Raw genomic sequence first — 13,905 nt, forward strand, 5'->3', positions numbered from 1 at the left:
GGAATGTCGGATGCGCTCCACGGCGGCGAGCCGTCGGGCCGACCAAATGCGGCGCCCGCATGCCAGAGTTGCTGAAAAACCTTGGTGCCGTGCCGCTGGAGGCGTTCCGCGAACACGCGCATCCCGTCCTCGATCTCGGGTTTGTATATATCGAGGTTGAACGCCGTCGTCGGATGAACCGACCCGATCTCGTTGATGATGAGGCCGATGCCACCGCGCGCCCGCTCTTCATGATAGGCGATCAGCGCGTCGTTCATCATACCCCAGCCGATGCCCGTGCCATGTGCCGGTCGGAACGTCCGGTTCTTGATCTCGAGATTCCCAAGCCGGATCGGCTTGTCGACGTGGGTATACGACATCCTTTATTCTCCGTTATTCAATCTAGTCCGCTGGTAGCGTCACGTTGCCGCTCGAACCTGCGGCAAATCTTCCGATTAGCTGTGTAGCGGGCGACCTACGCGGAAAACCCGCCGTCGATCGCCAGTGTCGCGCCTGTGATGTAGCCGGCCGCGGGACTTGCGAGAAATCCGACCAGAGCACCGATCTCTGTAAGGTCTCCGAAACGCTGCAACGGAATGCCAGCTCTGATCCGGGCCTTTTCATTGTCGGGCATGCTGTGCGCCATCTCGGTGTTCATCATGCCCGACTCGATGACATTGACCGTGATCTTGCGGGGGGCAAGGTCGTGTGCTGCCCCACGGGTATAGCCGGAGACGGCCGCCTTGGTACCGCAATAGTCGGCCGCCGTGGGCATGCCGGCGCGGCTGCCGCTACCCGATCCGATCGTGATGATGCGCCCTTCGTCCGCCATGACGTGCGCCGCTGCTCGGATGGTGGCGACCACGCCCAGCGTGTTTACGGCCCACATCCGGTCGAGGTCGCTATAATCGCGGCCATCGCCCAATCGCTGCAAATGCGCGATACCGGCATTGTTTATCAATATGTCGAGCCGGCCGAACGCTTCGATGACCGCATCCACCAGCTGATGCGCGGCGGCCGGATCAGACTGGTCGGATTGGACGGCTTTGCCGCGCACGCCCATCTGCTCGAGCTCGCTGACGATTGCCGCCGCCTCGGCCGCCGACTCGCGATAGCTGAACGCCACGTTGGCGCCCTTGGCCGCCAATGCGAGTACCACGGCCTTGCCGATGCCGCGCGTTCCGCCGGTCACAAGGGCGCACTTGCCCTCCAATTCTCTGTCCGTCATGCCGCGACTTCTCTCCAAATTCATGCAGCTTCTTACGGCGACGCGGCCGCCGATGCGTTGCTTCCACCGACATGCAGCACAAACATCTTTGCTTCGAGCCGCACCGGTTTGACGGTGCGGCACTGACGTTCGCCAACCAAGGCGGCCCGCAGCTAATAAGTGGGCCGGGGATAGATGGGGTTCGATATACCGATCGGAACTCTCCAGAGTGGCGATACCGCAAATACGAATCGCAGCATTTTTCTTGCGGCTATCAATTAAGGCACTTGCCTCATCGAGTCAATGAGAAGCGCGTTCCGGCCCCTCGCCGCGCCTATTGGCCTAGAGATAACATCGCTGCGAGTGGCGATAATGTCATCTCGTGAGGAGTGCTCGATCCCCCCCTGCAAGGAATACTGGAAAATCGAATCTCCCTACCTTGGTCGAGATTCGGACAATCACCGATGAAAAAATGCGCAGGCGAAAAGTGGTATATGAGAAAACCGTGCCAGTTCTTCGGGCTGCGGACCTCGTTTGAGAAGGCAGCCGCCTGCGAACCGGCTTTTCGAGGGCGCGAGCTCGGCCAAGGGCCGAACTTTGCCAGCACTTCGCAGTTCTCGCTTTGATTTCCCGTGAATTCGAGGCGTCAGGTGTTCCCCAGGGACACGATCAGGCGGGAACTTTCACCAGCGCGTCCCTCGCGGCAGCGACGGCGTCCGCCGCCTTGGTCCCGTCGGGCCCGCCGCCTTGCGCCATGTCGGGCCGCCCGCCGCCGCCCTGCCCGCCCAGTGCCGCGACCGCGGCCTTGACGAGATCGACGGCGCTGATCCGGCCGGCCAGATCGGCGGTAACACCGGCTGCCACGCTGGCGCGGCCATCGTTTACCGCAATGATCAGCGATACGCCGGAACCGAGCGCCGACTTTGCCTCATCGACAAGTCCGCGCAGGCCCTTGGGATCGAGCCCCTCGACGATCTGCGCCAGGAACTTCACGCCCGCGACGTCTTCGGGACCGGGCGCATCGCCCTTGGCCGCACCGCCGCCCAGCGCTAGCGCCTTCTTCGCATCGGCCAGCTCGCGCTCCAGTTTGCGGCGCTCCTCGACCAGCGCGGCGATCCGGGCCGGGACGTCGTCGGGTGAGGTCTTCAGCGCCGCGGCGGCTTCACGCAATCGCTCGTCGCGATGGATGAGCCAAAGCCGCGCAGCCTCGCCGGTCAGGGCTTCGATGCGCCGAACGCCGCTCGACACGGCGCTTTCCGAGATGATCTTGAACAGCGCGATGTCGCCCAGCGCCGAGACATGGGTGCCGCCGCACAGTTCCACGGAATAGGTTCCGTCATTGGCACGACCCATCGAGAGAACGCGGACCTCGTCGCCATATTTCTCGCCGAACAGCGCCATCGCTCCGGCTTCGATCGCCGCATCGGGGGTCATTAGGCGGGTCGACACGTCATCATTCTCGCGGATGTGCCGGTTCACCTCTGCCTCGACCGCGGCGATGTCTTCCGCAGTAAGAGCCTTGGGGTGCGAGAAATCGAAGCGGAACCGGTCGGCCGCAACGAGACTCCCCTTCTGGGTGACATGGCCGCCGAGGCGGTGGCGCAACGCCGCGTGCAGCAGATGCGTCGCGCTGTGGTTGGCGCGGATCTGGGAGCGCCGTACGCCATCAACGCTCAGATGGAGCGTGTCGCCGAGCTTGACCGCACCGCTGACGATCCGGGCCTTGTGGGCGTGGAGGCGGCCGAGCGGCTTGGCGGTGTCGCTTACCTCGATATCCAGTCCATCGTCGCCGGTGATCCGACCCGCGTCGCCCATCTGGCCGCCGCTCTCGCCGTAGAAAGGCGTCTGGTTGGTGATCAGCGTCACCTCGTCGCCCGCGGCGGCGCTATCGACGCGCTTGCCGTCACGGACAATCGCGATCAGCTGGCCATCGCCTTCCTCGCTCACATAGCCGGTGAACTCGGTGCCGCCATGTTCCTCGGCGATGTCGAACCAGATCTCTTCGGATGCCTTGTCGCCCGATCCCTTCCAGGCGGCGCGGGCCGCTGCCTTCTGCTCGGCCATCGCGGCATCGAATCCGGCGCGATCGACGCCGAGATCCTGGGCGCGCAACGCATCCTCTGTCAGGTCATAGGGAAAGCCGAATGTGTCGTAGAGCTTGAATGCGACCGCGCCGGGCAGGACGTCGCCCGATTTCATCGAGCCGGTTGCCTCGTCGAGCAGGCGCAGGCCGTTGGCGAGCGTCTGGCGGAAGCGCGTCTCCTCGAGCTTCAGCGTCTCCTCGATCAACGGCTGCGCGCGCACCAGTTCGGGATAGGCGGCGCCCATCTCGGCAACCAGGCTCGGCACCAGGCGGTGCATCAGCGGGTCGGCGGCCCCCAGCAGATGGGCGTGGCGCATCGCCCGGCGCATGATCCGGCGCAGCACATAGCCGCGGCCCTCATTGGCGGGCAGCACCCCGTCTGCCACGAGGAAGCCGGAAGCCCTCAGATGGTCCGCGATCACGCGATGCGACGCTTTGTTCGCCCCATCGGTGGCAGTCCTGGTGAACTCTCCCGAAGCAGCGATCAGCGCCTTGAAGGTATCGGTGTCATAATTGTCGTGAACGCCCTGCAGCACCGCGGCGACGCGCTCCAGCCCCATGCCGGTGTCGATAGACGGCCTGGGCAGATCGATCCGGTTATCCTTGTCGACCTGCTCATATTGCATGAAGACAAGGTTCCAGATCTCGACGAAGCGATCGCCATCCTCGTCGGGGCTGCCGGGAGGGCCGCCGGGGATATGAGCGCCATGATCATAGAAGATTTCAGAGCAGGGTCCGCACGGGCCGGTATCGCCCATCGACCAGAAATTGTCGGAAGTGGCGATGCGGATGATCCGGCTCTCGGGCATGCCGATCTTTTTCCAGAGATCGAATGCCTCGTCGTCGCTATGATAGACGGTGACGGTCAGCCGATCGGGTGAGATCCCCCAGGTGCCGGTGATCAGGCCCCAGGCGAGGCCGATCGCGCGTTCCTTGAAATAGTCGCCAAAGGAGAAATTGCCGAGCATCTCGAAGAAGGTGTGATGCCGGGCGGTGTAGCCGACATTGTCGAGATCATTGTGTTTGCCGCCCGCGCGCACGCATTTCTGAGAGGATGTCGCGGTCGAATAAGGTCGGGTTTCGAGCCCGGTGAAGACATTCTTGAACGGCACCATGCCCGCATTGACGAACATCAGCGTCGGATCATTATGTGGCACCAGCGGCGCCGAAGGCACCGGCGCATGCCCCTCGCGCGCAAAATGATCGAGGAAGGAGCGGCGGATGTCGTTGGTCGATGTCATGCGTGGGACTTAGGCGACGCGCGACCGGTTCTCAAGCGGTTCGGCAGAGTGGTTGAGGGGCGATCGGTCTGCCGACGCAAAATGCGTCATCCGGTCCGCGTAAATCTCGACGTGGGCCGCCAGGCTGTCGACGCGCGACTTAGTCAAGACGGGCGGGATCTGCCGCCAGTCCCTCGAAGCGATCCACGAGGCGCAGCACGTCCGCCATCCCGACACGCGGTACGGCAGCACGGCTTCTTTCAGCGCCTAACACACGCCGAGGTCTCGCACATGCCTCGCGTCAGGCATAAGCATAGGGGCCGCCTTTTTCCAGCGCTGCCCGATAGGCCGGTCGAGCGTGGGTCCGGTCGAGCCATTCGGTGATCGTCGGCCGCGTGCCGTCGAGCTTCAGCCGCTCGCGGGCAGCCTCAAGCGGAAAGCTCATCATGATGTCCGCGGCGCTGATCTCGCTGCCCGCAAACCAGCGGCGCCGGCTGAGCTCCCTTTCGACATAGTCGATGTGGAGCATCGCCATCCTGGTGACGGTTCGTTTCGCAACCCATCCGAATGGTCCCATCTTGTCGATCACCAGGCGGAGCAGCAGCGACGGCATCAGCGAGCCCTCGGCATAGTCGAGAAAATATCGCCAGCGCAGAGCGCCGTCTTCATCCTCGGGCGGACCGAAGCGCCCGCCGGCCAGCGCAACGAGATATTCGAGGATCGTCGCAGTCTCGGCGACGATGCGGCCGCCATGTTCGATCATCGGCGACTTGCCGAGTGGGTGGATCTTCCTGAGTATCAGTGGGGCGAGCATCGTCCTCGGGTCGCGCGGATAGCGGCGAACCTCATAGGGGAGGCCCAGCTCTTCGAGCAGCCAGAGCACACGCTGCGAGCGCGAGTTTTCAAGATGATGGACGATGATCGTCATGGCCGGTGCTCCATGGAGAAACCCGTCGGCTGCATCGGCCCTTTCGCCCGTGATGCGCAAGCATCAACATCGCAAAGCCGTCTTCCCAATCGTTACTCGCGGGAATGACGATCGAGGGACGGAACGATAGTAGCGTATCCCGTCAGTGCGGCTCGTTCACATAGACGGCCAGCTCGACACCCGAAGGTTCGAGGAAGTGAAAGCGGCGGCCGCCGGGAAAAGCGAAGATCGGCCGCACCACCACGCCACCGGCCGCCTCCACCGCGATCTGGGCGGCTTCGAGATCGTCGACCTCGATCACCGCCAGCGGAGCCCTGCTCGCCTCGGCGGCGTCGCCGTTGAGGGCGATGTCACAGCCCTGTCCCATCGTTGCGGCATAATCCGGGCCGAAGGCGGTCAGTGACCACCCGAATGCCTGTTCGAAAAAGGCTTTGCTGCCGGCGGTATTCCCGACCGGCAGCTCGATATAGTTCAGACGCGCCGCCATAATCGGCCCTTTCCGCTATCGCGTCAGATCAGATGTCGTCGTCTTCAGCTGGACCCGCCATCAACGCATCGCCCACCGTTTCGGTGTTGCCGCGGATTGCCGATTCGAGCTTTGCGGCCAGTTCCGGGTTCTCGCGCAGATAGGTCTTGGCATTCTCACGGCCCTGACCGATGCGAACCGAGTCGTAGCTGAACCAGGCCCCTGATTTCTCGACCAGCCCTGCCTTCACGCCCAGATCGATCAGTTCGCCTACCTTCGACACACCCTCGCCATACATGATGTCGAACTCGACCTGCTTGAATGGCGGCGCGACCTTATTCTTGACGACCTTGACCCGCGTCGCGTTGCCGACGACCTCGTCCCGATCCTTGATCGCGCCGGTGCGACGGATATCGAGCCGAACCGAGGCGTAGAATTTGAGCGCATTGCCGCCGGTCGTCGTCTCCGGCGAACCATACATCACCCCGATCTTCATGCGGATCTGGTTGATGAAGATGACAAGGCATTTCGACCGGCTGATCGAGCCGGTGATCTTGCGTAGCGCCTGGCTCATCAGCCGCGCCTGCAGGCCGACATGGCTGTCACCCATCTCACCCTCGATCTCGGCCCTCGGCACCAGCGCCGCGACCGAGTCGATCACCAGCACGTCGATTGCATTGGAGCGGACCAGCGTGTCCGCGATCTCGAGCGCCTGCTCGCCAGTATCCGGCTGCGACACGATCAGCTCGTCGATGTTGACGCCCAGCTTCTTGGCATAAACGGGGTCAAGCGCATGCTCGGCATCGATGAATGCTGCGGTGCCGCCGCCCTTCTGCGCCTCGGCGATCGCGTGCAGCGCCAGCGTCGTCTTGCCGGAGCTTTCCGGACCGAAGATCTCGACGACTCGACCACGCGGCAAGCCGCCGATGCCGAGGGCGATGTCCAGCCCCAGCGAGCCCGAGGAAATCGCCTCGACCTGCATCGCCTCTCGCGATCCCAGCTTCATCGCCGAGCCCTTGCCGAAGGCGCGGTCGATCTGCGCCAAGGCGGCTTCAAGGGCCTTCTGTCTATCCATATTCGCCGCGTCCTTTTCGGATCCAATGAGCTTCAACTGAGCCGCCATGGGTAAACTCCCTCGTAGATCGCGTGAGCGAAAGCTTCAAACACGATCTTCGTACATGGAATGTTCTCCAAGAACAAGAGGTAAACATTCATGATTTGTTCGCGGGATCGACCTAGCTGACCACCTCGGTTCGCGCATGATCTGCCAGCGCCTCGCGCGCCGCCTGCCCGATCTGCTGGACCGAGAAGGGTTTCGGCAGGAAGCCGATATTGTCGAGGTCGATCGACTTGCGCAGCTGCTCCTCGGCATAGCCCGACATGAAGATGATCGGCAGGTCCGGCCGCTTCTCCCGGGCCGCGCGCGCCATGGTCGGCCCATCCATCGTCGGCATCACCACATCGGAGATCACCAGGTCGATCGGTTCTTCGGCGGTCTCGATTATCTCGAGCCCCTCCTCGCCATTGGTGGCCGTCAGGATCTTGTAGCCCTGGCGCGCCAGCGCGCGCTCCGCCACTGCGCGCACCATCGCCTCGTCCTCGACGAGCAGGATGGTGCCGGTGCCCCATAATTCGGTGCTGACTTCCTTCGCCTTGACCAGCGGCGCCACCGCCGAAGCCGGCGCCTCGTGTACCGGCAGATAGATGACGAAGCTGGTGCCCTTCCCCAACTCGCTCTCGGCGAATATGAAACCGCCGGTCTGCTTGACGATACCATACACGGTCGACAGCCCCAGGCCCGTGCCCTTGCCGACTTCCTTGGTCGTGAAGAAGGGTTCGAAGATCTTGGTAATGATCTCCGGCGCGATGCCGCTGCCAGTGTCGGTCACCTTCATCGCGGTATATTCGGTGACCGGCATGATCTCCATGCCAAGCCGCCGTACGTCGGCCTGCGACATCGCATAGGTCTGGATCGTCAGCGTGCCGCCATCGGACATGGCATCGCGTGCGTTGACCGCGAGGTTGACGATCACCTGTTCGAGCTGGCCCGGGTCGGCACGCACCGTGCCGAGATTGCGGCCATGGCTGACCTCCAGCTTGACGGTTTCGCCCAGCAGCCGCTTCAACAGGTTCGAAATTTCGGAGATCACGTCCGGTATCTGAAGTATCTGCGGCCGCAGCGTCTGCTGGCGCGAGAAGGCGAGCAGCTGGCGGGTCAGTGCCGCGGCGCGGTTCGAATTATGCTTGATTTGCTGGATATCGTCATAATCGCTGTCGCCCGGGATGTGACGCATCGTCATCAGGTCGCAATGGCCGATGATCGCGGTCAGGATGTTGTTGAAATCATGGGCGACGCCGCCGGCTAGCTGGCCCACCGCCTGCATCTTCATCGCCTGCGCCACCTGGCGCTTGAGCTTGGACTCCTCGCTATTGTCCTTGAGGCTGAGCAGCACCGAGGCATTGCCAAGCCCCTTCGCCGCCGCGATGGTCAGCGAGACATTCTCCTCCGGCCGTTCCTTGAGGCGCACCGACAGATCGCTGGCGGATCCGCGGCCGGCCGAGAAGCGCCGCACAGCGTCGGAAACCGCCGCCTTGTCCTCCTCGACAACGAGGTCGCCCGGATAGACGATCGTCGCCTCCGGCCCCAGCCCCGCCGCGCGCCGGAACGGCGCGTTCATGAACAGCACGCGGCCGTCCTGCTCCGCTACGGCGAGCCCGAGCGGGAGCATGCCGAGCAACGCGTGCAGATCGCCGGTGGCGACCCTGCGCGCCTCGGCTCCCATGCTGCCGCCGCCCAGCTCGTCGAGCAACAGGAACAGCGTGGCGTTGACGGCCCCTTGATCGTTGAGCGGGATTTGGATCAGGCGGACCGGATCGCCGCCCGGCGGATCGGCGGCGAGCCGGATCACGTCGCCATCGCTGCGCAACAGTTCGGCAAAGGCCCAGCCGGAGCTCGGCGCGTCGGCGGAACCAAGCGCGCGCTGAAGGAAGACGCGGTTGGCGACGATACCGATGCCGTTGCCGTCGACAAGCGCCCCCATCAGGCCCGCGCTGCCGATCCGCCGGCCGATATCGCTGCCCAATATGCGCATGATGTCAGCCATGCTGTCCGACTGGCTCGAACGGTGGAACCGCCAGATGAGATGGCCATCCTCGTTGCCGGCGCGCCGTACGATGACGTCGACCAGCCCGCGGTCGGTGGCGAGCTTGGCGAGATCGGCCCGGCCGTCGCGCATCGCCGCGATGGAGGCGGCGGCAAGCTGCATGCGGACCTCCTGCGGCAGCGGCAGCGCGGGCGGGGTCGGCAGGCCGCCGAACCAGGCCTCGAACTGGCGATTGGCGCAGACCAGTTCACCTTTCGGCCCTGTGATGGCGATACCGGCATCGGCATCCTCGATGCTGCCCAGCACCAGGCCCAGATCGGTCTGCCGCATCGGCCGCACATGGATCTGGGCCCGGATCATCGCAACCAGCAGGATCATGCCGATCCCCAGGCTGAACGCGAGCATGAACAGGCCCGCGACGAGCAGGTTGTCGGTCGCACCCCAGATCATGCCGGCCATGCCGACCGACGAGACGAGCGTCAGCATCGCCAGCATCGCATTGAGCACGAGCCGTCCCAGGCGAGGGGACATGGTTCTGGGGGGGTAGCTGCTCGGCATGAAGGCCTTGTTCTCTCGCCGTTCCGTCTTCGTCAAGCGGCGCCTTGATGCCTTTCCCATCGGACGCGAAACGTCCGGCCGGCGTATAGCCAGATACGGAGACGTTCGGCCGGCGCCGGTTATGACGGCTGGCTTACCCTCACCGTTGTCAGTATCAAGTCTCGACGGTCTCGCGTTCGGCGCGGTGACGTTCGCGAAGCGTCCACTTCCGCGAAATCCACGCCCGCCACACGCAGCTCGACAGCAGATAGCCGACCGCGCCCGAAACCGTAGCGATTACGAACAGCCCGACGATCAGCGCAGGCGCCGCCGACGAGGCTGCCCAGCCCGCCCATTCGGCCAGCGATGCACCATGATTGATCATCGCCGAGACCGTATCGAGATCTGCGGTCGAATGAACGAAGTGGTTCCCGACGATGAGAGAGAGATAGAGCAGGAATGGCGTGGTCGCGGGATTGCTGAGGAATGTCATCGCGATCGCGATCGGCACGTTGGCGCGGCACGGCAGCGCCAGCAGCGCCGCGCCGATGATCTGCAGTCCGGGGATCATCAGGAAGATGCCGACCAGCAAGCCGAGCGCTACGCCGCGTGGCACCGAGCGCCGAGTGAAGCGCCACAGGCTGGGCTCGAGAACCCGATGGGCGAACGGCCGCAGCCAGCGCACCTCCTCCAGCGATTCGCGGGTCGGAGCATTTTTGCGCCACCATCTGCCGATGCTGTCGAACATCAGCCGCGTTCCCGGAGCAGGCGCCCCTGCTCGCGTTTCCAGTCGCGCGCCTTTTCGGTTTCGCGCTTGTCGTGCAGCTTCTTGCCCTTGGCCAGCGCCAGCTCGACCTTCGCCCGTCCCTTGCCGTTGAAATAGATCGAAAGCGGGATCAGCGTCATGCCCTCGCGCGACACCGCCGTGCGCATCTTCTCGATCTGCCGGTGGTGCAGCAACAGCTTGCGAGGCCGCTTTGGCTCATGGTTGAAGCGGTTGCCATGGCTGAACTCGGGTATATTGGCGTTGACCAGCCATATCTGGTCGCCCTTCACTTCGGCATAGCTCTCGGCGATCGACCCCTCGCCGAAGCGGAGCGACTTCACTTCGGTACCGGTCAGCGCGATGCCGGCCTCGAAGAAGTCCTCAAGGAAATATTCATAGCGCGCACGCCGATTCTCGGCGACGACCTTGGTTTTCTCGAACTCGGCGGGACGCGGACGGACCATAAATCTCTATATCACCCCTCCGACTGAGGAGGAGACGGGGTAGCTGGAACGGCTCGATGCCGTTATCGCGGTCGTGTTGGCAAGTTAATTAGCTGTGTGACGCCCCCAACCGGCCTTACACCGCGCCGGCATGCTTCAACGCCGCGTCCACGGCATCGCGGCTCGCCTGCGACGGCCAGGTCATCGGCATCCGCAACTCCGCCGGGAAATCCGGATAGGCTTGGGTCAGCGCATATTTCACAGGGCCCGGCGAAGCATCGGTGAACAGGGCGCTGTGGAGTGGGAACAGCCGATCCTGCAGCGTGAGCGCGTCGGTCCACCGCCCCTCCGTGCAGGCTTTCTGGAAATCGGCGCACAGCCCCGGCAGGACGTTCGCCGTCACGGAGATGCACCCGACACCGCCCATCGCATTGAATCCGAGCGCCATGTCGTCATTGCCGGACAGCTGGCAGAAGTCGGCTCCGCAGTGCTGCCGCTGCGCCGAAACCCGCTCCACCTTGCCGCTCGCATCCTTGATGCCGACGATTGTGGGGATCTCGGCCAGCTTGCCCAGCGTCTCCGGAAGGATGTCCGTCACGGTACGCGCCGGCACGTTGTAGACGATAATCGGCAGGTCGCAATTTTCAGCCAAATAGCGGTAATGAAGCAGCAGGCCGTCCTGGTTCGGCCGGTTATAATAAGGCAGCACCACGAGCGCCGCGTCGGCGCCGGCGGCCTTTGCCGAGCGCATATGCTCGAGCGCGACCGCGGTGTCGTTGGAGCCGCAGCCGGCGATCACCGGCACCCTGCCTGCCGCCTGCTCGATGCAGACCTTCACGACATGGTTATGCTCTTCGATCGACATCGTCGCGCTCTCGCCGGTCGTTCCGCACGGCACCAGCGCGCTCGAACCCTCCGAAATCTGCCAGTCGACGAAGCCACGGAACAGTTTCTCGTCGAACGCCCCATCGCGAAACGGCGTCACAAGGGCAGGAATCGACCCAAAGAACATCACGCTCTCCCTTCACCTCGAGCGCTTCCGAGGCCATAATGGCGCGATGAAGCCCGTCCGAGAAACGAATGCGCCCAATAGGTTCGCGGGCCCTGCCCTGTCCAGCAGGAGTCGCCGTCTTTTTACGGCTGCCGCGCTGCTGGTCTCCACGGCTGCGCTTGCGGCGACCATCGCCCCCGAATTGCCGCTGTCGAGCGGCAACCGCTCTCCCGCCCCCGGCGCCCCGGCCTGGCGTGACGACCTGCTTCAGGGCGCCATCGTCGAATGGCGCCGGCTGCAGCAGAGCGATTCGCTGCCGTTCCAGGACTATGCCGCCTTCCTGATAGCGCATCCCGGCTGGCCTGGAGAGACGGCGATGCGCCGGGCCGCCGAGCGGCAGATCAACCCGAACAGCTATGACCCGGCCCTGGTAGTCACTTTCTTCACCCGCTTCGCGCCGCTGACTGCCGCCGGCCAGAGCCGCTATGCCGAAGCGCTCGCTACCACTGGCCGAATGGCCGAGGCGCGGGCAAACGCCGCCGGCGCGTGGACGACCAAGGGGCTGAGCGCCGATGACGAGAGCCGGCTGATGGCCCGCTTCGGCGCAAGCATGACCCGCGCCGACCATGATCGCCGCATGGAAAGGCTGCTGCTCGATCGCGCAACGACCGCCGCGAGTCGTCAGATTTTCAACGTCTCGCCGGCCAGGCAGCCGCTCTACGCGGCGCGTCTCGCCCTGTTGCGGCAGGATCCAGATGTCGAGGCGCGCATCGCCGCGGCGGGCGACGCGGTAAACCACGACCCCGGCTACATGGTCGAGCGTGCCCGTTATCTGCGCGATCGCGGCGACAGCCGGGGGGCCCGCATTTGGCTTGGCCAGTCCCGTAACCTGACGAGCCCGCCCTTCGACACCGCCTATTTCCTCGATAACCTGCTCAGCTTCGCGCAGGCGGCCAATGCTGACGCGCAATATGACGTCGCGCTGGCGATCGCCAAGCATGCCGAGCAAGCCTTCCCACCGGGTACCCGGGTCCGTGATCGCCCCTTCGCCGAGCGCGACGACTATACCAGCCTGATGTGGCTGGCGGGCACTGTCGCACTCGACAAGCTCGGCCGCTATGACGACGCAATGGCGATGTTTGATCGCTATGCCCGCGCCGCCCAGACGCCCGGCACCCAGACCAAGGGCTGGTACTGGGCCGGCCGCGCCGCCGAACGCGGCGGCAAGCCCGATTGGGCGCAGAGCTACCTGACCCAGGCTGCGCAGCACATCGATCAATTCTATGGCCAACTCGCCAATGAGCGCCTCGGCCGCGAACTCATCATGCCCGCCGAACCGGCCCGCGGTGCGGTGCTGGCGACAGACCGCGCCGCGTTCGAGGCCAGCGAGGTGGTGCGGGCAGCGCGGCTGCTCGGGCGATCCGGCCCGTGGCAGGACCAGACCGCCTTCATCCGGCTGATCGCCGCCAATGCCAAGACTGACACCGATCATATCCTGGCCGGCGAACTGTCCCAGTCGATCGACCGCCCCGATCTCGGCGTGATGGTGTCGCGCGCGGCGCGGGCCAGCGGCACCGCCGATCCGCTGCGCATCGGCTTTCCCGAAGTTCCGGTTCCGCAAGCGATGAACGGCCACTGGACGCTGATCCACGCGATCAGCCGCCAGGAGAGCCAGTTCGACCGGCAGGCGACGAGCCGCACCGGCGCGCGCGGGCTGATGCAGCTGATGCCCGCCACCGCGCGCGAGCAGGCCGGCAAGATGGGGCTGGACTATGATCCGGCCAGGCTGGCCGAGGTTGGCTACAATGTGATGCTGGGTTCGTCCTTCTTCGATCGCATGCTCACCTATTATGGCGGCAGCTATGTCCTCGCCATCGCCAGCTACAATGCCGGCCCCGGCAATGTGAACAAGTTCATCCGCGCCAACGGCGATCCCCGGCTGCCGGGCGTCGACGTGGTGAGCTGGATCGAGGCGATCCCCTTTGCCGAGACGCGGGGCTATGTACAGAAAGTGCTCGAAAACGCGGTCGTCTACGATCTGCTCAATCCGTCGCGAGCGCGCGGCGTGATGCGCAACCGCCTGTCCACTTATCTCGGCAAGGTCCGTCCCGGCTGACGCGGTCAGGAACCCGCTACGGCCGGATGGCGTTTTGGGCTTCTTGGCGGGGCCTTATTCTGCAA

Annotated in this window: 11 protein-coding genes; 1 reads left to right on the forward strand and 10 read right to left on the reverse strand. The window is 64.4% G+C overall.

Annotation, left to right across the window (positions count from 1 at the left end; genetic code table 11):
• The 10 genes from AAC645_RS16625 to dapA all read right to left on the reverse strand — a co-directional run.
• Positions 1–359: oxidoreductase (locus tag AAC645_RS16625; protein ID WP_459112809.1), on the reverse strand; the 359-nt coding region annotated here is incomplete at its 3' end.
• Between the two features lie 95 nt (positions 360–454).
• Positions 455–1,207 (reverse strand): SDR family NAD(P)-dependent oxidoreductase, encoded by a 753-nt coding sequence (locus AAC645_RS16630; RefSeq protein ID WP_340317629.1) that lies wholly within the window; start codon positions 1,205–1,207, stop codon positions 455–457.
• A 648-nt stretch (positions 1,208–1,855) separates the two neighbouring features.
• Entirely contained in the window at positions 1,856–4,510 is a 2,655-nt protein-coding gene (gene alaS, locus AAC645_RS16635) for an alanine--tRNA ligase (RefSeq protein ID WP_340317631.1), read from the reverse strand.
• Between the two features lie 280 nt (positions 4,511–4,790).
• Positions 4,791–5,417, reverse strand: coding sequence for a glutathione S-transferase family protein (locus AAC645_RS16640; RefSeq protein ID WP_340317633.1), 627 nt, complete (start codon positions 5,415–5,417; stop codon positions 4,791–4,793).
• Between the two features lie 142 nt (positions 5,418–5,559).
• The gene (locus AAC645_RS16645) at positions 5,560–5,904 is read right to left on the reverse strand and encodes a VOC family protein (RefSeq protein ID WP_340317634.1); all 345 of its coding nucleotides are present in this window, start codon (positions 5,902–5,904) and stop codon (positions 5,560–5,562) included.
• A 28-nt stretch (positions 5,905–5,932) separates the two neighbouring features.
• Positions 5,933–7,006 (reverse strand): recombinase RecA, encoded by a 1,074-nt coding sequence (recA, locus tag AAC645_RS16650; protein ID WP_340317635.1) that lies wholly within the window; start codon positions 7,004–7,006, stop codon positions 5,933–5,935.
• 112 nt (positions 7,007–7,118) lie between these two features.
• Positions 7,119–9,545 carry a hybrid sensor histidine kinase/response regulator gene (locus tag AAC645_RS16655; RefSeq protein WP_340317636.1) on the reverse strand — a complete coding sequence of 809 codons (2,427 nt, stop codon included), beginning with the start codon at positions 9,543–9,545 and terminating at the stop codon, positions 7,119–7,121.
• A gap of 154 nt (positions 9,546–9,699) precedes the next feature.
• Complete coding sequence (locus tag AAC645_RS16660; RefSeq protein WP_340317637.1) at positions 9,700–10,272, reverse strand: DUF2062 domain-containing protein; 573 nt, start codon at positions 10,270–10,272, stop codon at positions 9,700–9,702.
• Complete coding sequence (gene smpB / locus AAC645_RS16665; protein ID WP_340317639.1) at positions 10,272–10,754, reverse strand: SsrA-binding protein SmpB; 483 nt, start codon at positions 10,752–10,754, stop codon at positions 10,272–10,274. The genes AAC645_RS16660 and smpB overlap by 1 nt, the downstream gene beginning before the upstream one ends.
• Positions 10,755–10,869: 115 nt before the next feature.
• On the reverse strand, positions 10,870–11,745 hold the full coding sequence (dapA, locus tag AAC645_RS16670) for a 4-hydroxy-tetrahydrodipicolinate synthase (protein WP_340317641.1): 876 nt from the start codon (positions 11,743–11,745) through the stop codon (positions 10,870–10,872).
• Between the two features lie 46 nt (positions 11,746–11,791).
• Between dapA and AAC645_RS16675 the strand changes: the two genes are divergently transcribed.
• Positions 11,792–13,840, forward strand: a complete 2,049-nt coding sequence (locus tag AAC645_RS16675; RefSeq protein WP_340317642.1) for a lytic transglycosylase domain-containing protein — start codon at positions 11,792–11,794, stop codon at positions 13,838–13,840.
• The last annotated feature ends 65 nt before the right edge of the window (positions 13,841–13,905 follow it).

Origin of the sequence: Rhizorhabdus argentea (genome assembly GCF_037861105.1) — a bacterium.
Taxonomy (GTDB): Bacteria; Pseudomonadota; Alphaproteobacteria; order Sphingomonadales; family Sphingomonadaceae; genus Rhizorhabdus; species Rhizorhabdus argentea.